Raw genomic sequence first — 18,712 nt, forward strand, 5'->3', positions numbered from 1 at the left:
TTTGGATAAGTTATTACTGTCTTTCTCAAGCAATAAGTATTGAGCTACCTAATAGTTCTCCTACCGCGTGCCGCGCGTGGTGGTGATGGCCGATCGCAGCGGATGGCTGCCATTACGCAGGGGGCTGGTTTCCGTCTGGGCCAGGGCCTGGGGCTGGGCCGCATCGGTATTCATGTCGAAGCGGAAGCCGTTGCTGTCGGTATTGGCCAGCGCGCCGGTCGGGCTGGCCTCGGCCTGGGCGATCATGGTGTCGATCTCATGCTTGCGCGCGCGGAAGGCGACCAGGTCGCTGCCGACCAGTGTGCTCGATTGCGGCACCTTGGCGCCCTTCGGATCGATCGGGTGGTGGTTCTGCCACACCTCGAAATGCAGGTGCGGACCGGTCGAGCGGCCGGTGGTCCCGACATAACCGATCACCTGACCCTGCTTGACATGCTGGCCGGGGCGCACGGCAATGGCGGACATGTGGCCGTAGCCGGTTTCCCATTCCTTGTTATGCGCGATGCGCACCCAGCGGCCATAGCCACCCCACCATTTCGCATCCATCACGACGCCATCGCCGGCGGCCTGGATCGGCGTGCCCGAAGGGGCGGCAAAATCGATGCCGGTGTGCATCTTCATGAAACCGACAATCGGGTGGAACCGCATTCCGAAGCCTGACGAGGTGCGCGCGCCATAAACCGGCGTCGCCAGCAGGAAGCCTTTGATGCTCTTGCCGTTTTCATCATAATATTCGGTGGAGTTGGTACCCTTGGGGGTAAAGGAATAGAAGCGGTCGACGCCGCCCTTGGCCTGGATTTCGGCATAGAGCAGGTTACCGGCCTCGACCGTGCGGCCGCTCTCGGTCACCTTGCGGTCGAAGACCAGCTTGAAGGTATCGCCGGACTGGATGTCGCGTTCGAAATCGAGCTTGTGGGCGAAGAGTTTGACGACCTGGGCGGTCAGGGTGGGGGTGGCGCCCATGGTGGCGGCCGAAGTGAACAAAGAGCCGCTGATCGTGCCGATGGCGACGCGGCGTTCGTCGCGCACGGCCTCTTCCAGAGCGCGCAGGCGCATCTGGCCGTCGCGCGAGGTGGTGAGCGTCAGTTGCCGGGCGGGGCCGGTGCGGACGGTGAGGCCCAAAAGCTGCGCCGGGCCCGCGCCTTCTGACGGCTTGGCGATGGCGGCTTCCAGGGTCAGGCCGGCCTTGATATCGGTAATGTTGAACGATTTGGACAGCAGGCTGACGGCGGCCTTGGATTCATCCGGGGCAACGCCTAAACGAATAAGCGCACTGGCCAGGGTTTCGCCGGAGCGCACCGATACCGGCACATCGACCGGCTGTTCGTAACCGGGGCGCGCGGCGGCTTCGGCATAGGCCTGGGTTTCCAGGGCCATGGCGGCGGCCGGGTCCATGGGCTGCACCGCGCCGTTCATTGGCTGGACCACCTTCCACAGCAGGGTGCCGACCGTCAGCGCGGTGGCCAAGGCGAAGACCATTGGCGTCAGTCTGACAGGTTGGCGGCGGGGATCGAGTTGGGCCATGGGTACGCGAATTCGTCCTGTTTTAGCGGTAGGCGACGGCTCTGTTTCAGATGCCGGCGGACTAAAATAGCTTTGCTTAAAACCGTCATCCGTCGGTCAAGCGGTAGACAAGACTCGTAAAAGACAAGGAACATGCCTTGAGTCTCAAAACAGTGGAAGGCCCTGCTTACGCCAAAAAAAGGCGAAAATGAGGCGATTTTGCCCCGGCTGCCAGCCCTGTCCGCGCAAGAAATTACCTTGTTATCCTTAAAATCCTGCTTAAAAGATATTAACGAGGTCTTAACGCGTTAACCTTTTGTGACGGCCAGGCGTGCCCTGTGTGGATAACTCTTTCATAAACCTGCAAAAAACAGCACAAATCGATTTTGGGTCATAAAAGGCGCCGGTAATCGGCGGATATGCCGGAATTTCGGCTAAAACGGGCCATAGGCTGCAAAAGAAAATCGTTGATATCCACACTTTTTAAAAAGGTATGGTTCATGATGCGTTACAAATCCCGCAGGCGAATGCCGCAGAACAACAAGACCGATTGATGAGCCCAACCTCCCCGTCAACCTCCCTGTCTGATGAAGCCCTGTGGTTTCCGGCGCATATGAGCACCGGGGACAGCTTCTCGCGTCCGACAGGGATCGATGGCGCGCCACCGGAAGATGACATCGGCCTGCCGGGGCGGCGGCCTTCCGGCAAACGCGGCGGCGGCTCTGGCGGCAATTTCCGCGCCGCAAGCTGGCTGTGGATCACATTGTGCGGCGTCACCGCGCTCGGCATTGTCGGCGTGGCCGGCCGCAAGGTCATCGCGGAATCGGTGGCCGAAAGCTGGCTGAAAGGGCAGGGCGTCACCGCCCATGTGACGATCGACAAGTTGTCGCTCAGCCATGCTTCCGGCAGCGTGCTGATCGGCGATATGAAAAAGCCGGAAATGTCGGTCGGCGGTTTCGATGTAGATTATGCCCTGACGCCCTTCGCCGGCAACGGCCTGCCGCTGGCCCGGATCAAGGCCCTGCATATCACCCGGCCGGTCGTTGCCATCTCCATCAAAGACGGCAAGCTGAAATTTGGTTCGCTGGACAAGGTGGTGCAGGATGCCCTGTCGGCCAAGCCGTCCAATGCGCCGCCGCCGGAAGAAATCGTCGTCACCGATGCCGATATCCGCCTCAACAGCGACTACGGCCTGCTGAAAGGTCATGGCGGCTTGAGCCTGCGCAACGGCCTCCTGACCCTGCTCGACCTGAAACTGCCGGCCACGCACCTGACCGGCACGCTCGGCGCCGGCGACCTGCGCGAAGGCCGCGTGACGGCGCATTCGGTCAATACGGGCAAGAATGGCGACCAGTTGCAGGTCAGGGCGCACCTGGTGGGCGATAACTGGACGGTGAAGGGCGGCGGCAACCTGGTCGAGACCATCGGCGCCGAGGACCAACGCTTCCATGCGCAGAATGTCGTGCTCGATCTCGACAGCCATCTGCCGTATCGCCATTCAAAATCTGTCTATGAGGCGTTTAGCGGCGCCATAGATGCGGCCATTACCCTGACCGGCGACGAGGTGATCAGCGAAGGCACCAGGGCCGATGCCTTCGAGGCTCAGGTCGGTTTTGACGGGACGCTTAAGACCACGGAAAAGGGCGTCGCCTATTCCGGCAAGGCCAGGCTGGACGCCAGCACTGATCGTCTGCAATCGGGCGGGATGCAGGCCGAAACCCTGCGTGTCGCCGGCGATGATCTGACGCTCAATACCGGCTTTTCCAGCGAAACCGGCCTGGCTTTCAATCTCAATGGTCCGGTGACCGGCGAAGCCGGCCGGTTCACACAGGGCGATCTGTCGGTCCAGGCGGCGCGCCTGAACCTGACCGACCTCAGCATGGCCTCCGATGATGACGGCGCCAAGGCGACCTTTACGGGCGGCATGACCGTGGGCCACCTGGCGCAGGGCACCGATCTGTCCCTCGACCAGACGACGCTGGCGCTTGATGGAGGCGCCGAGGCGGGCGCGGATCATGGTCCATGGGATGTGACGATCAAGAGCGATATCCGCTCCGATCGCGGGCGTTACAGCGGCCTGGCTGCAATGGCGAAGGACCGCGCCGCCGCCCGTGCCGAAGCGGCCGGCAAACCGCCGATCCCCGGCGCGCCAGATCCCCTGCCGGCGGACGCCATCTTCACGCTCGATCAGGCGTTCCAGCGTTTCGCCCTGCGCATCAGGGGGCTGAGCCTCAGCCTGCATGGCGATGCCGATACCCCGGCGCAGATGGCGCTGCGTGTTCAGGGCGCTGACGCAACGCTCAATGGCGGCGGCAAGGCGACCCTGGTGCCGCATGGCTCGAAGCCTCTGATCGCCAGCGGCCAATCCGGTGCGGCGGGTATCGCCCTGACCGGCGACGGCCTGCCGCAGGTGGCGCTGGGGCTGGATGGCCTGGCGCTGGATGACAAGGGCATCCTCTCCGGCGGCTATACCCTGGCGGCGCAGTTCGATTTCGATCCGCTGCAGGGGGCCAAGGTCGATGGTCACGGCCGCTTCAATACCCTGCCTGGCGGCGGTTTCAACGTCACCCTGGCGGACAGCGCCGCCTTTACGGCGGCCTCGGCGCAGATCGGCGACAACCTGACCGACCTGTCCGGCACCATCGTCCAGACCGGGAAGTCGTTCCTCGTCTATACGCCGCAGGGCTGGCGCGTCACCGGCGCCTACCGCGATCTCGCCCTGACAGCCCCCAATGTCATCGTCAAACTGGCCGGCGGGCAGGGCGATTTTCAGGCTTACAGCCTGGGCGATGGCCTGGGGTACAAGGCGACGCTAGCCGGCGCCACCCTGACCGATGGTGTGCCGGCCGACCAGACGCGTTTCAATCCGTTGCTGATCGATGGCGCCATCGCGCAGGACCGAAAGGCCACGACCGGGCGCTTCTTCGCCTCTACCCCCTCGACCAAGGGGACGGATGACAAACCACTGCGCATTGCCGCCATCAATCTCGACAGCGATGTGGCGAGCGGTGCGGGCAGCCTGTCTTTCAAGACGCTCGACCTCAATTTCGTCCCGACCGGCCTGCAACCGGTCTATCTGTCGCCTGTGGTGGCGGCCGTTTTCAGCCGCGACGTTACCGGCCCGATGAGTTTCGACGGTGCGTTCAACTGGACCAAGACCACGAGTTCGAGTGGCGGTGTGCTCAATATCGGCGTCGGCGATTTCGTGGCGGCTACCGAGAAAGCGCCCTATGGCGTCGGCATGAGCTTTTTCGGCGCCACCGGCCCGTCGCAGGGGCTGACCGGGCAGATCGTCTTCGATTCTCTGGCGCCGCTGCATACGGCGCCGGGCCAGACCATCCGCCTGGCGCAGACGAAGCTCGGCGTGCCCCTGACCGATCTCGATGTCCGCTTCCAGATCCTCGGCGATCACATGGCGCTGGAGCAGGCCACGGTGGAAAGCCCCGGCGGTCCGGTCCGGCTGGAGCCGACCGATATCTGGTTCGATGCCAAAAAGCCGATCACCGGCGTCCTGGCCTTCGACGGGCTCGATTTCGGCAAGGTGGTCGCAGCCTCCGACCTGAATACCAGCATGAGCTTCAAGGGTAACCTCAGCGGTCATCTGCCCTTTACCTACACTGAGGGGCATATCGCCTTCGCCAATGGCACCATGACCTCCGATGCGCCCGGCCAGATTTCGATTTACCGCACCGCCGTGACCGGGGTGAATACCGCCACCGGTTCGGTGACGACCGACGCACCGCCGGCCACTGCTGCCATTGCCAGCCAGAACGCCCAAGCCGCCGCGGCCGCCGATCCTAATTTCAATCCGTTCCAGGACCTGGCCTTCCAGGCGATGGAACACGTCGCCTATGACCAGATCGACGCGCGCCTCAATTCGATCGACGGCGGCATCCTCAATATCAATTTCCACATCAAGGGCTATTACGATCCGCCGCAGAAGCAGAAGGCGAAGATCAGCCTGATGGACTATATCAGCGGCAAGTGGATGCAGAAGCCGATCAAGCTGCCGTCGAAAACACCGGTCGAGCTCTATCTCGAAGTGCCGGTCAATCTCGATGAGGTGCTGACCGATCTGGCGGCCTTTTATTCCAACACGGCCCAGAAACCGCCGCAATAGCGTTCCGGTGGTCTGCAAAAGGCCGTCTGCCTGCGATACGGTGCTCACGTATAAAAATACGCTGCGCTCCGTTTCTCGCCAGCCAGTCTTTTTCGACTCACCGAAAGCTATTGCGCCGGAACCGATGTCGGACGGGCGTCCGTCCGGACAATCTCGACGATGATATCGCCGGCCTTCAGGCTCTGGGCCGCGCGTTCCCAGTAGCCGTGGATGCGGCTGCCGCGCGAAATGCGCAGCCCCATGCCGGTGGTGATGTCGCTCAGGGATTTGCCGATTTCCCTGGCGGTCACCTCGCGTTCGCGCATGACCACCTGACCATCGGCCGAGGCGAGGTCGGCGATGCACTCGGCGACATGCCGGCCTTCGGAGGCGCGGGCCAGCAGGTGGCCGCCCATGCTGACCGGATTGATGATGTTGTCGGCGCCGGCCTGGCGGATCAGGTCTTCGTTTTCGGTGGCGCGCACCGTGGCGCTGATCGGCACGGTCGCGTTCATCTGGCGGGCGCTCAGCACGATCAGGACGGTGGAGTCGTCGCGGTGCGTGGCCACCATCACGGCGCGGGCGGTCTTTATGCAGGCGGCGTCCTGGGTGGCGTTATAGGTGGCGTCGCCCTCTATGCCGGTCACGCCGCATTCGATGGCCTGGGCGATGCGCGCGGCATTGCTGTCGACCACAACTATGTTCTGCGGTTTCACGCCCTGGCGCAGCAGTTCGCCGACCGCCGCCTCGCCGGTTGAGCCATAGCCATAAACGATGATGTGATTTTTCAGGCCCTTGCGGATCATGCGCGTCCGGATCTGCTCCCAGGTGCTTTTCAGGGCCAGAGTATAGGCCGTGCCGAAGAAGATTATCCAGATAAAAAGCCGCACCGGCGTGACCACGAAGGTATCGAACATGCGGGCACGGTCGGTGACCGGCGTGATATCGCCATAGCCGACCGTGGTGACCGTGATGGCGGTGAAATAGACGACATCGCTGAACGACACCACGCCATCGGTATTGTCATGCAGGCCCTTGCGGTCGAGCCAGTGACCGGTGAGGGCGATGCCGAGCAGGACCAGCACCAGAACGCCTCGCAGCCACAGGGATTGCCAGACGTTCAGGCGGGGTTTCTGCCGGGCGATGATCGGCGCGGTGGTCGCGTCGTTTTTCAGCATCTGTGATCTTCCGTGGCCCCTTGTCCTGTGTGTGGCAAAAGGGTGTAAAATGTCGAGTCAAAATATCCGTTTCGTTCAGCCACGGTTCAGCCTATATCTGGCTATATGGGTATAACGGTATTTACAGCTCGGAATTGAGGGAGCCATTTATGAAGAAAGCGATAGCGGCGATAGCTTTGGGGGCAGGTGGCATCATGCTCATCGCCTGCACGCCCTCGGTCAATGTCAATGTCAACCTGGCGCCCATCTATGCCAAGCTTGATGTCAATGTGAAGGTCCAGCTTGACCAGGACGTGAAGGCCCTGATCCAGCAGAACCCCGATCTGTTCTAAGGTTAGAAAGTGAGCACTCTCATGAAAAAGACCTCTTTGTTTAAAGCCGCTGTAGCGGCCCTCGCCATGGCGTCTTCCGTTGTTGCGGTCAGCGCCGTTATCTCCACGCCGGCGGCCGCCGATGTCGCCGCCTCGAAGGCGATGGTCGATGCCGCCAAGGCCAAGGGCACGGTCGGCGAGCGCAATAACGGCTATCTCGGCTTCGTGTCGGGTTCCGGCGATGCTGCCACCAAGGCCGCCGTTGATGAAATCAATGCCGGCCGCAAGAGCGTCTACGGCCAGGCGGCGGCGAAAAACGGCGTCTCGCCGGAAGCTGCCGGCATCTCGGCCTATGCCAATGTCATCGTACCGAAGCTGAAGGCCGGCGAGTATTACCAGGATGCCAGCGGCAACTGGGTGAAGAAGTAAGACATCACCCCTTGATGAGATGAAAAGCCCTCCTACACGGAGGGCTTTTTTATGCGCGTTTATCTCTCCAGGCGTTTACGCCTGACAAGCACAAAGTGCGCCCGAGCTGTTGCGAGGTAGCCTTCGCGGCGCTTGAGCGAATTAACTGAATATCTAGTTTTCCCCGGCACACTTCGTGCATGGCCCCAGCCGTTCGCCTGTTTGGGCGTTATTTTTAAGGACAACATTGTTCTTTTGGGCCGTTCTTTTCGGAGAGTGGCAGCGAGAAGGCCGGAGACATGAACGATCACCTCAAACCCCTGACGAGCCTGCGGTTTTTTGCCGCCTTTTGGGTGGTGCTGTACACCTATATCCACGAACTGAGCGGTAATATCGGTTTGGGCTTGATCGAAAAGGGATATCTCGGCGTCGATCTGTTCTTCGTGCTGTCCGGTTTCATCCTCTCCTATGTCTATTTGAATGGCTTCGGCGAAGGCCGTTTCAAATACGGACAGTTCGTTATCCACCGGCTGGCGCGGGTCTATCCGCTGCATATCGCCACCCTGCTGTTTACCCTGCTTTTGATCGCCGCCGCCGCCATCAAGGGCGTGACGCTCGATGAAAACGCCGCCAACTGGGCGGCCCTGCCGGCGCACCTGACCCTGACCCAGGCCTGGGGACTGGCGCCGACCGCCTCATTCAATCATCCGTCCTGGTCGATCTCAGCCGAATGGTTTGCCTATCTTGGCTTCCCGGCGGTGGCATATCTCGCCTGGCGTCTGCGCGAGCGCCCGATTCTGGCGGTATCGCTGGCGATTCTTTTCCTGGTCGCTGTCAACCTGATCTTCGCCGCCTTCGCCGGCTTCGAACTGACGAACGCCACCTTCCAGTGGGGCGCCCTGCGTATCGTCCCGAGCTTCCTCTATGGCAGTGCGCTTTACCTGGCCTGGCGTTCCGGCGCGGTCGCCAAATCGGGCGTGGCGCTGATCGGCACCGGCATTGCCCTGCTGACCGTGGTGTTCTCGACCTCCTTCGGCCAGTCGGATATCCTGACAGTCGTGGCCCTGGGCCTGCTGGTCCTGTCGATCTCTGGCTTGGCTCAGAATGAAAAGGGCGTCCTCTCCGGCAAGACCCTGGTTTATCTCGGCGAAATTTCCTTCGCCACCTACATGATCTATGTGCCGTGGAAGTGGGTATATCTCAAGGGCGTCAATGCGCTGCTGGGCACCGATCACGCGCCTCTGCCGTTCCTGTGGTGGCTCGCCGGCCTGCTGGCCCTGGTGCCGCTGTCGATGCTGGCGCATCATCTGGTCGAGCGTCCGTTCCGCAAGATTGTGCGTCATTATGGCGAACGTCTTCACGGCGCGATCACGCATTCGTGGGTTAAGGAAGGTTAATTTTTGCGCCGGATGGGCGAAAAAGTATTTGAAAATTAATTTTTCTGATGTAGCAAAGACACAGGACGAATAGTTAATGAGTGTGTTGCGTGCAGAAAAAGACCCTTTCGGCGATTGCCTTTGCCCTTCTTGCCCTTTGTGCCGCCGGCTCTGCCGATGCCCGCACGAAAGCCCATAAAGCCAGCAAAGCCAGCGCTGTAAAGGTTGCCGCTCAGAAGACGCCTGCCGGTTCCGCCTACCTGCAATGCGTCACCTTCGCCCGCCAGTTCACCGGAATGCAGATCTTCGGCGATGCTTGGACCTGGTGGGAAAAAGCCACCGGCCGCTATGAAGAGGGCAATACGCCCAAGCCCGGCGCCGTTCTCGTCTTCCGCTCGCAAGGGCGCATGAAGCTCGGCCATGTCGCCGTCGTTTCCCAGATCATCACCGACCGCTATATCCAGGTCACCCACGCCAACTGGTCGCCGATCAATGGCCGCCGCGGCCAGGTGGAAGACAATGTCAACGTCATGGACGTGTCGGAGGCCGGTGACTGGTCGAAGGTCAAGGTGTGGTATGGTCCGTCGAATGACCTCGGCACCACGGTCTATACGACCTACGGCTTTATCTACCAGGATCCGTCGCAGGTCCGCATGGGCGAACACGTCACCACGATCGCCCAGCCGGAAGCCGCCCCTTCGACCGCCCGTCCGTATCAGCAGATCGCCTCGGCCAATACGGATGACATGCCGGCCGATCTGAAAGCCGCCCTCAGCCCTGCCGGCAGCAAGATGACCGCCAAGCCGGTGACCGTCGCCGCCCATGTTAGCGGCAAGCCCGCCGCCGAACTGGTGGCGCAGATCGATTCGGATAAGGCCGCTGCCGGCCATGCCGTCGCCAAAAAGGCAATCAAGCCGGAGCCCAAGTCGGCGAAGGCGAAATCAAAGGCCCAGACGCCCAAGGCCACGGCACGCAAGCACACACACAAGAAGTAGGCTTTACGCCTTACCCCTTTGCGGTTAATTATGCCGCCTGATCAAAGGGATATCGCGCGTGCTGACACTCCATTCGCAGGGATTTCACGTTGCGGCCGAGGCCGGCGACTTTGATCCGCATACGACCTGGGTCGACCTTTTCAATCCCTCCCGCGATGAAGAACTGAAGCTGGAAGCCCAGCTTGGCGTCCTGTTGCCAACGCGCGAGGACATGGACGAGATCGAGACGTCCAGCCGGCTCTATATCGAGGATGGCGCCGCCTTCATGACGGCCCAGGTGGCGTTCTTCGGTGGATTGTCGCAGTTGCAGTCCGGGCCGGTGACCTTTGTCCTGACCGGCGGCCGGCTGGTGACCATCCGCTATATTGAGCCCGCCTCGTTCAAGATTTTCGGCGATCAGCTTGAAAAGCAGCCTAGCCATTGCGCCGACGGGCCTACGACCTTCCTCAATCTGGTCGATCTGATCATCGACCGCACCGCCGATCTGATCGAAAAGACCAGCCACAGTATCGACGACCTGTCGAAGGAGGTCTTCACCACGCGCCGTCGCACCAAGCTGGAAACCGTGCTGATCCGCCTGGGCGCGGCGCAGAACGATATCGCCAAGGTGCGAGATTCGCTGGTGTCGCTGGCACGGCTGACCGTCTTTGCCGCGGGGCTGGAGCGCCAGATCGTCGGTTTCCGCAAGACGACGGAACTCAAGGAGTTTCACGATCGGCTGCGCACCATGAGCCAGGACGTGGCCAGCCTGAACGATCATTCAAGCCATGTCTCCGGCCACATCGCCTTCCTGCTTGATGCGGCCCTGGGGCTGATCAATGTCGAGCAGAACAATATCGTCAAGGTGATTTCGATCGTCTCGGCCATCTTCCTGCCGCTGACCCTGATCGCCAGCATCTATGGCATGAATTTCGACCACATGCCGTTCCTGCACCAGCCCTATGCCTTCGAGGCCGTATGTGCGTTGATGATCACCATCATCATCGGGATGCTGAGCTACTTCAAGGCGCGCCGCTGGTTCTGATTAGCTAGCGGGTCTCGCGGGTATATCCGGCTGGTTTTCCGGCGCCGGATTTGACTTCAGATCGCGGATCAGAGTTTTCATCTCGCCGATTTCCCTGACCTGGGCCTCGATGATGCCGTCGGCCAGTTTGCGCACGCGCGGATCTTTGATATGCGCCCGTTCACTGGTCATGATGGCGATGGAATGGTGCGGAATCATCGCCTCCATATAGCCGACATCACTGACCGTCGCCTGGCTGCGCACCAGCCAGAGCGAGGCAGCGAACAGCACACAACTGCCTGCTATGATCAACCCGTTCAGCCGCTTGTTTTCATACATCGATCCCATGAAGACCATCATCACGGCCGCCATGGCCGATCCCATGACGACGGTCATCCACAGACGCGTCTGGCTGAACGCGATGTGATCCGCCTGATAGGTATTCAGATACATCATGCCGTACATCAGCACGGTGGATACGCCGACCATCGCGGCAAAGCGGCCATAGGACATGGTCATAAGCGGGCTCCTAAAAAGCCCCCGTGATAGACCCATGCGGAGTTCGATTTCCCTGCGAAAGGCCGCCTGAAATCATCAGTATCCGGCAAGTTCAGGCGCGTTCCGCCAGCATATAGTTGCAGCCCTTGTCGATGACATGGTCAGTGACGGCTTCCAGCATCCGGGCACGGGTCAGATCGGCGCCCGTCAGATTGGCATGGCTAAGATGGACGCGGGAGAGGTCACTGCGCATCAGGCGGCCGCCGCCCAGGTCGAGCGGGCCGAGATTGGCGCCGGTAAGGTTGGCGTGAGTCAGTTTCGCGCCGATCAATCGTGCGCCGCGCAGGTCGGCACCGGAGAGATTGCAGCGGCGCAGATCGGCATTGATCAGGTTGGCGCCCTGGAGCTCGATGCCGCTCAGGTCCAGCCCGAAGAGGACGGCGCCATCGGCTTCCAGCATGGTCAGGACGCGCTTGCGCAGGTCACCGGCCAGGCGGAAATCGACGCCGGAAAGCACCTGACGGCTGCCTTTCGCCCCGCCGGTTTTCGCCCAGTCTTCGTGCAGGGCGACAAAATCGCGCAGAGGGCGCTCGTCGATAAAGACCTCTTTGGGCGTGTCCAGTGTGCCGGTGGTATCGGCTTCGCGCAGATTGCAGCCGGAGGTCTGTGTCTCGACCATGACGGTGCCGCTCAGATCGGCCCCGCTGACATCGGCGCCATTGAGATCGGCCCCGGTCAGGTTGGCGCCGCTGAGATTGGCCTTGCGCAGTTTTGCCTGTGACATGACGGCCCCGGCCAGGTTGGCGTCCCGGAAATCGGCCGCGACCGCCTGCATCCCGTTCATGCGCGCACCGGAAAGGTCGGCGCCGTTGAAAATGGCATGATCCAGTTCGCCAGCCCGCTTCTCATGCTTCATCAGGCGCAGGCCCTGCTTTTCGTCCTTGAAGGCGATCATGCCTTCGCGCAGGTCGGCCCCGATCAGCGAGGCGGCGGTCAGGTTAGCGCCGCGCAGGCAGGCGCCGCGCAGATCGGCACGATCGAAGCGGGCAAAACGCAGGTCGGCATTGCGCAGGTCGCAGCCATAGAGATTGGCGCGGGTGAAATTGGCATCGCGCAGGGAGGCGCCATACAGCCGCGCCCCGGTCAGGTTGGCGTCGCTGAGGTCAACGCCTTCCAGCTTCATGTCGGTCAGGTCGATATAGGACAGATTGGCGATCCGCCCGCCGGCCTTGCGCAGCTTGAACAGGGCGTGGGCTTCCAGGATATGACGAAGCGAGCCCTGGTCGAGCATTTGCAGCGTAGTGGACATGGTGGCCTTGAAGCGCTTTTTCGAAAAGGGTGACCCGTGCGAATCGCATAACGGCGATTTCGTGATCTCACCCGCCTTGTGAATCAGTGCGCGCGCCGTGGCAAGACCGTTGTGGAAATTTACAGCGCAGCCGGAAGTGCGATCACGTTGTTTATGCTGTCAGGCTGACTGTCTCTGGCGCGATCTGCGACAGTCGCGGGCCACCTTCAGGCGTCGTTCTGGCACGCCTGGCACAGGCCGCGGGCTTCCAGGGTGATGTGGCTGACCCTGAAGCCGGTTTTGGCGGCGCGGGTTTCGACATCTGCCACATTGGGAATGGCGATTTCCTCGCTCTGGCCGCAGCATTCGCACAGCAGGAAACCGGCGGTGTGCTTATGGTCGTGGGTGTCGCAGGCCACAAAGGCGTTCAGGCTCTCGATGCGATGGATCAGGCCCATCTGTTCGAGGAAGGACAGGGCGCGATAAACGGTCGGCGGCTTGGCGGCGCCTTCGGGGTGAAAGCGGTCGATGACATCATATGCCTTGATCGGCCCGTTGGCTTCCAGGATCAGCTCATAGGTGCGCAGGCGGGAGGAGGTCATGCGCTCGCCGGAATCGGCACAAAGCACCTGCGCCGCCTCAAGCCGTGCCGCGCGGGCATCGGGCGTCGGGGCATGGTCGTGATCGTGGGTGTGTGCGCAGGCATGGCTCATACGCAGAAGGTAAGAGGACTCGGCCGATTTCGCAAGCGGCGCCCGAGGTGTAATAATGTAACATCGGCGCTTGACTCCTGTAATATTATTACATAACAAATACCGCAGCGCAATAATCTGAGGTGTCCATGTCTTTCCCGAAATCCGCCCTTTTCGCCAGCCTGTCCCTGATCGCCCTGACCATTGCCGGCGTAGCCCGCGCCGATGATCCGACGCCGGCCACCGATGACAAGCCCACGGAAGTGGTTGTGACGGGTTCCGGTTACCGGATTTCCAAGGACGCGCTGATGTCGCATGTCGATATCCTGACGCGCGACCAGATCGACCAGAAACCGGCGGCGGGCTTAGGCGATATGCTGGCCTATCTGCCGGGTATCCGCTCCTCCAGCTTCGCGCCGGGCGCCAGCCGTCCGATGATCCGCGGGCTGGATGGCTTCCGCGTGCTGGTGCTCAATAACGGCATGGGGGTGGTTGATGTGTCGGCCCTGTCACCGGACCATGCCGTGCCGTCATCGCCGACCGAGGCGAAGCGTATTGAGGTGCTGCGCGGACCTTCCGCGCTCGCCTATGGTGGCAATGCCATAGGCGGGATTGTCAATGTGATCGATGACCGCATCCCCGCCGTGGCGCCGGAAAAAGGCTACGAAGGCACGGCCACGCTGCAAGCCTCGTCCGTTGATCAGGGGCTTCAGGGCGCGTTCGATATCAAGGCCGGGAAGGGGCCGTGGGTCTTCACCTTCGATGCCTTCCGCCACAAGACCTCCGACTACAGCATCCCCGTGCCGGCCGAAACCCTGGCCTATACCGAGGCGAACGGCCTGCCGGCCGATACCAGCGACAAGCAGCACAATTCCTTCCAGGATATGAAGAATGTTGGCGGCGGTGTCAGCTATGTCGGTGATTTCGGCTATGTCGGCCTGAGCTACAAGAAAACCGACTATCTCTACGGCACCGCCATCGATTCCGATGTGTCCATCGATTTGCACCAGACGCGCTGGGATGCGCGCGGCGCTTTCAACCTGAACTGGGCGGGCTTCAACCGCCTCGATGCCTCGGCCGGTTATTCCGACTATAACCACGCCGAGATCGAGGATGGTGCGCTGGGGACGCAGTTCCTTTCGAAAGGCAGCGAATTCCGCACCGCCCTGATCCGTGACGGCCAGGGTAAGTGGAGCGGCACGGTGGGGCTGTCGGGCCTGAAGCGCGACTTCGAGGCGATCGGCGAGGAAGCCTTTGTGCCATCGACCACCACCAAACAGGCCGGCATCTTCACGCAATACCGCTATGATGATGGCGCCTGGGGGCTGGAAGGCGGCGCCCGCGTCGATGACACGCATCTGACCTCGGCCGCCACCGCATACGACAAGGATTTCAATACCCTGTCGGCATCCTTAGGCGGCTTCTACCGACCGTCGGACCACAGCTTTGTCGGCTTGAGCCTGACGCGGTCAGAGCGGGCGCCGTCCGATGTCGAACTGCTGGCCGATGGGCCGCATGGCGGCACCGGGCAGTTCATCATCGGCGACCCGGCTTTTCGCACTGAGATCGGTTATTCGCTCGAACTGACCGGGCATGTGGTGGTCGATCATGACAACCGCTTCGCCATCGACGCCCATGTCTACACCAGCCATTTTGACAATTTCATCGACCTGCGGCCCACTGGAGCCGTGCAGGACGACCTGCCGGTCTTCCGGTATATCCAGACCAATGCCGATCTCTACGGCGTGGAAGTCGAGGCCAATACGAAGCTGTTTACGCTCGGCTCACAGGCCATCGCGCTTGATATTGCTTATGATTACGTCCATGGCCAGACGAGCATCGGGCCAATCATCCGCATCCCGCCGCAGGCCCTGACCCTGAAGCTGGAAAGCAAGGGCGGCAAGTGGGATTCTTACTTTGAAGTCCGCGGCGTCGACGCCCGTAAGGAGCGTCTGGCGGCCTTCGAGACCCCGACCGATGGTTATGTCACCGCCAATATATTTACCTCGTACAAGATCCGGCCGGATACCTCGCTGTTCGCCGAGGTGCGCAATATCGGCGATGTCGAGATGCGCGAGGCGACGAGCAGTACCAAGGACGCGGTGGTCGATCCTGGCCGCAACCTGCGCGTGGGGCTGGTTTATAATTTCTGAGGTCATGTAAGGAGGTAAGCAAGATGCCCCACCACCACTTCGCCTTCGGCTCGCGGTCCCCCTCCCCAACAAGTTGGTGAGGTATAAGAAAAGGAAATCTGCTCTTACCTATACCTCCCCGGCTATGCCGGGGAGGGGGACCATCGAACGCAGTGAAGATGGTGGTGGGGTTTCTTGCTTGGAATCCTGTGCCATTTTCGCGCAAACACCCGCCGGAAGCTGAAAAGCCTGGGGCCGTTTCCCGCAAACCGTCACGGCGCTTGCCGGAAGCAAAGGGTTGCGCTAGAAGCGAAGCTCCTTTTTTCTTCTAACCTTCTTTAAAGCGACCATGGCACAAGAACAAACCAACGATGCGACGCTCACCGGAAACGTCCTTTTCTACAAATCCCCGGAGCCGCTGAGCCCCGAAGCGCACGCCAATATGGGCATCAAGTCGATCCCGGCGCCGCACGCCTTCGTCGCCGAAACCAATGTCGTGCCGCTGACCGTGGCCGAATTTCCCGCCGCCTCTTTGAGCTTCCCGATCGTCTTCATCGGTGAAAACTACATGCCCGTCGCGGCCATGGGTCTTTCTGCCGGCCAGAACGTCTTCGTGTCGCCGGAAGGCGTCTTCAAGTCCGACAGCTACCTGCCGGCCTTCGCCCGCCGCTATCCGTTCGTCTTCGCCAATGACGAAGGCCAGGAGCGCATGATCCTGTGCGTCGATACCGGCGCCGCCATGGTGGCCAAGTCGAATCCCGACGTGCCGTTCTTCGAAGCCGGCAAGGCCACGCCTTACGTCGAAAACGCGATGCAGTTCTGCTCGGATTTCGAAAACGAGCGCCGCCGCACCGAAAGCTTTGTTGGCCTGCTGCGTGAACTGGACCTGCTGGCCGCGCGCGAAACCCTCTATCGTCCGCAAAATCCGGACGGCACGCCGGGCGAGCCGCAAAAGATCGCCGAATATTTCGCCGTCGATGAAAAGAAGCTGGGCGAACTGTCCGGCGACAAGCTCGTCGAACTGCGCGACAATGGTGCGCTGACGCACATCTACGCGCACCTGAACTCGCTGCTGGCCTGGGACAAGCTGATCGCCATGACGATCGAGCGCAACAATGCCCAACCGGCCGCCAACGCCAACTAAGCTTTACGGCTTTGTGAAAATGAGAAAGCTCCGGTCGCAAGGCCGGAGCTTTTTTTAACTGTTATTCGGAAGAGTTTGAAACCACGAATTCACACGAATGAACGACCAGTTTCCCCATTTATTCGTGTGTATTCGTGTTCATTCGTGGTTCGTCGCCTTTAAACCGGCGACCGGCCTAATCAATCGGCGCTTTTGGCAGGCGCTGGAATACCGACCGGGTCAGGCAGGAAAAGACCAGCCGCCCGGCTTCATCGAGCACATCGTTCTGGGCGATGACCACACCCTTGGTGTCGCCCACGGCATCCTTGCCCATAACCGTCAGGCGGCCGCGCAGCAGTTCGCCCGGCGGCGGATTGCGCGACCAGCGCAGGGCATCGACCGCCAGGCGCTTGGTCTGCGGCCAGTGCGAGGCGGCTTCGGTTTCCAACTTGGACCACAGGGCGAAGATCAGCGCATCCGGTACGCCGTCATTGACATCCCAGGTCGGCGCATAGGACTTGCAGAACGCCGCCAGTTCCTCTTCGGAAATGACCCCCGCGCCGATGGAAACACTCTGACCGATATAGAGATCATCGAAGGCTGCGGGCATTGGGGTATATCCAGATAAAGCCAAAGAGGGGTTGTTCATAACTGAGTTCACATTGATATCAAACACCAAAAATTGCGTTACCGGGGCGCGGCCATAGGCCATGTCCGTGTTGATTATTGTGCCCGCCTATGGTTTGGTCGCGCGACGCCACCACAGGACAGTTATGAGTACGACCGAGCCCAATGTCATCGAGGATGAGCCCTATCAGGGCCTCTATCGCGGTGAGGCGAATTCCGCCTTCAAGGGCACGACCGATGGCCGTCTGCCCGATCGCTTCGATCTGGCTGAAATCCTGAAAAAGACACGCGAGGCGCAGGGGCTTTCGCTCGCCGAGGTCTCGGAAATGACGCGCGTGCGGCGCGCCTATCTCGAAGCCTTCGAGCAGGCGGCTTATGACGTTCTGCCGCCGCGCGCCTTCGCCATCGGCTATGTCAAAGCCTATGCAAAAGCGCTGGGGCTTGATGAGGAAACCCTGGCGGATATGTACAAGCGCGAGGTCTCTCCAGCGGCCACCAAGCTTCACGCACCATCGGGTGCGTCGCTCGATGATGTCAACAAGCCCAATTACAGGCTCTATATCGGCGCGGCGGCCAGTCTGGTGGCTGCGATCGTCATCTGGAACGTGGTGCAGCGCCAGCCCAGCATCAGGTTCGGCAATGGCGGCCACGAGGCGCAGTTCGGCAATTCGTCCTGGGCCGCCGGCGTCCCTAACATGCTGAATGGCGCCATTTTCGTGTCGCAGCCGCAGCCGGCGCCGCGCGACCAGGACGTGCCGGTGCCCTATGTGACGCCGGGGCTGGAAGAAGGGTTCGCCTCCATAGAGGCCGCGCGAAACGCCAATTCCGCTGCGCCGGTGCCGGTCAGTGACGTGCTGCAGATGCGCAAGGCGTTCAATCCGCGGGGCGCGGTCTATGGCGCGGCCCCGGAAAACTCCGCGGTGACCATCCAGGCCACCAAGACGGTCAATCTGGTGGTGCGCGATCCGGCGAACGGCACGGTCTATTTCGCCCATTCCATCGGTGCCGGCGAAGCCTATCGCCTGCCCGAAACCGACCAGCAGAATTTACTGATCGATGTGTCCGATGTTTCGGCCTTCGAGATGTATTACAACGGCGAATATGCCGGGACGCTGGAAAGCGCAGTCACGCCCGTCGGCCGCATCAATGCGCGGGCCGCCCAGCTTTCTGACGCGCTCGACCAGAAACAGGCCCAGGCGGGGGAACTGGCGGGCGCGCCGCGCGCCACCTCTGCACCGATCGCCCCGCTGACGGCGGAGAAGCCGAACGGGCCGATCCCTTACCTGCCCAGCCAGCGGGCGGCGGCGTCCGAAAGTCCTCCCGCGATTGAGCCGGACAGCCAGTAATATTATTTGAAATTCCGGTTGTGACGAACGACCCGCATCCTGATATAAGGCGCCATTGATCCGCTCAAGCGCCGCGAGGCTCCTCGCATGGGCCCAATGGCGTTTTTTGGCGGGCGCTTGCCCTAGCCAGCTC

The 18,712-nt window shown here is 61.2% G+C and carries 15 protein-coding genes; 9 read left to right on the plus strand and 6 right to left on the minus strand.

The features are described from left to right. Positions 1–60: 60 nt before the first annotated feature. Complete coding sequence (locus ACTHND_RS04320; protein WP_440176105.1) at positions 61–1,524, minus strand: M23 family metallopeptidase; 1,464 nt, start codon at positions 1,522–1,524, stop codon at positions 61–63. Between the two features lie 532 nt (positions 1,525–2,056). Between ACTHND_RS04320 and ACTHND_RS04325 the strand changes: the two genes are divergently transcribed. Next, on the plus strand, positions 2,057–5,623 hold the full coding sequence (locus ACTHND_RS04325; RefSeq protein WP_440176107.1) for an intermembrane phospholipid transport protein YdbH family protein: 3,567 nt from the start codon (positions 2,057–2,059) through the stop codon (positions 5,621–5,623). A gap of 107 nt (positions 5,624–5,730) precedes the next feature. Here ACTHND_RS04325 and ACTHND_RS04330 read toward each other — a convergent pair whose 3' ends face one another. After that, a complete protein-coding gene (locus tag ACTHND_RS04330) occupies positions 5,731–6,780 on the minus strand; it encodes a potassium channel family protein (RefSeq protein WP_440176108.1) in 1,050 nt (349 codons plus the stop codon). A gap of 149 nt (positions 6,781–6,929) precedes the next feature. Here ACTHND_RS04330 and ACTHND_RS04335 point away from each other — a divergent pair, with 149 nt between their 5' ends. The 5 genes from ACTHND_RS04335 (at position 6,930) to ACTHND_RS04355 (ending at position 10,894) form a co-directional block, all read left to right on the plus strand. Next, positions 6,930–7,112 (plus strand): YnbE family lipoprotein, encoded by a 183-nt coding sequence (locus ACTHND_RS04335; protein WP_303829601.1) that lies wholly within the window; start codon positions 6,930–6,932, stop codon positions 7,110–7,112. A 21-nt stretch (positions 7,113–7,133) separates the two neighbouring features. Then, positions 7,134–7,520 (plus strand): YdbL family protein, encoded by a 387-nt coding sequence (locus ACTHND_RS04340; protein ID WP_440176109.1) that lies wholly within the window; start codon positions 7,134–7,136, stop codon positions 7,518–7,520. Positions 7,521–7,798: 278 nt separating this feature from the next. Further along, positions 7,799–8,896, plus strand: a complete 1,098-nt coding sequence (locus ACTHND_RS04345; RefSeq protein ID WP_440176110.1) for an acyltransferase family protein — start codon at positions 7,799–7,801, stop codon at positions 8,894–8,896. An 89-nt stretch (positions 8,897–8,985) separates the two neighbouring features. Next, positions 8,986–9,870 (plus strand): CHAP domain-containing protein, encoded by an 885-nt coding sequence (locus tag ACTHND_RS04350; RefSeq protein WP_440176111.1) that lies wholly within the window; start codon positions 8,986–8,988, stop codon positions 9,868–9,870. Positions 9,871–9,928: 58 nt separating this feature from the next. Further along, a complete protein-coding gene (locus ACTHND_RS04355; protein WP_440176112.1) occupies positions 9,929–10,894 on the plus strand; it encodes a magnesium transporter CorA family protein in 966 nt (321 codons plus the stop codon). Here the strand turns inward: ACTHND_RS04355 and ACTHND_RS04360 are convergent, their stop codons facing one another. The 3 genes from ACTHND_RS04360 to ACTHND_RS04370 all read right to left on the minus strand — a co-directional run bounded on the left by ACTHND_RS04360 (position 10,895) and on the right by ACTHND_RS04370 (position 13,372). Next, positions 10,895–11,392, minus strand: coding sequence for a DUF305 domain-containing protein (locus ACTHND_RS04360; RefSeq protein ID WP_440176114.1), 498 nt, complete (start codon positions 11,390–11,392; stop codon positions 10,895–10,897). Positions 11,393–11,483: 91 nt separating this feature from the next. Then, entirely contained in the window at positions 11,484–12,680 is a 1,197-nt protein-coding gene (locus ACTHND_RS04365) for a pentapeptide repeat-containing protein (RefSeq protein ID WP_440176116.1), read from the minus strand. Between the two features lie 206 nt (positions 12,681–12,886). Beyond that, positions 12,887–13,372 (minus strand): transcriptional repressor, encoded by a 486-nt coding sequence (locus ACTHND_RS04370; RefSeq protein WP_440176117.1) that lies wholly within the window; start codon positions 13,370–13,372, stop codon positions 12,887–12,889. Between the two features lie 128 nt (positions 13,373–13,500). On the opposite strand from ACTHND_RS04370, the gene ACTHND_RS04375 reads away from it, so the two are divergent. Next, on the plus strand, positions 13,501–15,504 hold the full coding sequence (locus ACTHND_RS04375) for a TonB-dependent receptor (protein ID WP_440176119.1): 2,004 nt from the start codon (positions 13,501–13,503) through the stop codon (positions 15,502–15,504). A 328-nt stretch (positions 15,505–15,832) separates the two neighbouring features. After that, positions 15,833–16,627 (plus strand): SapC family protein, encoded by a 795-nt coding sequence (locus ACTHND_RS04380; RefSeq protein WP_440176121.1) that lies wholly within the window; start codon positions 15,833–15,835, stop codon positions 16,625–16,627. A gap of 175 nt (positions 16,628–16,802) precedes the next feature. Here the strand turns inward: ACTHND_RS04380 and ACTHND_RS04385 are convergent, their stop codons facing one another. Then, complete coding sequence (locus tag ACTHND_RS04385) at positions 16,803–17,216, minus strand: acyl dehydratase (RefSeq protein ID WP_440176123.1); 414 nt, start codon at positions 17,214–17,216, stop codon at positions 16,803–16,805. Between the two features lie 163 nt (positions 17,217–17,379). Here ACTHND_RS04385 and ACTHND_RS04390 point away from each other — a divergent pair, with 163 nt between their 5' ends. Further along, positions 17,380–18,579, plus strand: a complete 1,200-nt coding sequence (locus ACTHND_RS04390) for a helix-turn-helix domain-containing protein (protein ID WP_440176124.1) — start codon at positions 17,380–17,382, stop codon at positions 18,577–18,579. Positions 18,580–18,712: the final 133 nt, after the last annotated feature.

The sequence above is a fragment of the Asticcacaulis sp. genome (genome assembly GCF_051954415.1).
In the GTDB taxonomy this organism is placed as follows: Bacteria; Pseudomonadota; Alphaproteobacteria; order Caulobacterales; family Caulobacteraceae; genus Asticcacaulis.

Excerpts from the sequence above, each read along its gene's own strand:
- ACTHND_RS04320 (WP_440176105.1), bottom strand. The coding sequence starts at position 1,524 with ATGGCCCAACTCGATCCCCGCCGCCAACCTGTCAGACTGACGCCAATG.
- ACTHND_RS04325 (WP_440176107.1), top strand. The coding sequence starts at position 2,057 with ATGAGCCCAACCTCCCCGTCAACCTCCCTGTCTGATGAAGCCCTGTGG.
- ACTHND_RS04330 (WP_440176108.1), bottom strand. The coding sequence starts at position 6,780 with ATGCTGAAAAACGACGCGACCACCGCGCCGATCATCGCCCGGCAGAAA.
- ACTHND_RS04335 (WP_303829601.1), top strand. The coding sequence starts at position 6,930 with ATGAAGAAAGCGATAGCGGCGATAGCTTTGGGGGCAGGTGGCATCATG.
- ACTHND_RS04340 (WP_440176109.1), top strand. The coding sequence starts at position 7,134 with ATGAAAAAGACCTCTTTGTTTAAAGCCGCTGTAGCGGCCCTCGCCATG.
- ACTHND_RS04345 (WP_440176110.1), top strand. The coding sequence starts at position 7,799 with ATGAACGATCACCTCAAACCCCTGACGAGCCTGCGGTTTTTTGCCGCC.
- ACTHND_RS04360 (WP_440176114.1), bottom strand. The coding sequence starts at position 11,392 with ATGACCATGTCCTATGGCCGCTTTGCCGCGATGGTCGGCGTATCCACC.
- ACTHND_RS04365 (WP_440176116.1), bottom strand. The coding sequence starts at position 12,680 with ATGTCCACTACGCTGCAAATGCTCGACCAGGGCTCGCTTCGTCATATC.
- ACTHND_RS04370 (WP_440176117.1), bottom strand. The coding sequence starts at position 13,372 with ATGAGCCATGCCTGCGCACACACCCACGATCACGACCATGCCCCGACG.
- ACTHND_RS04375 (WP_440176119.1), top strand. The coding sequence starts at position 13,501 with ATGTCTTTCCCGAAATCCGCCCTTTTCGCCAGCCTGTCCCTGATCGCC.
- ACTHND_RS04380 (WP_440176121.1), top strand. The coding sequence starts at position 15,833 with ATGGCACAAGAACAAACCAACGATGCGACGCTCACCGGAAACGTCCTT.
- ACTHND_RS04385 (WP_440176123.1), bottom strand. The coding sequence starts at position 17,216 with ATGCCCGCAGCCTTCGATGATCTCTATATCGGTCAGAGTGTTTCCATC.
- ACTHND_RS04390 (WP_440176124.1), top strand. The coding sequence starts at position 17,380 with ATGAGTACGACCGAGCCCAATGTCATCGAGGATGAGCCCTATCAGGGC.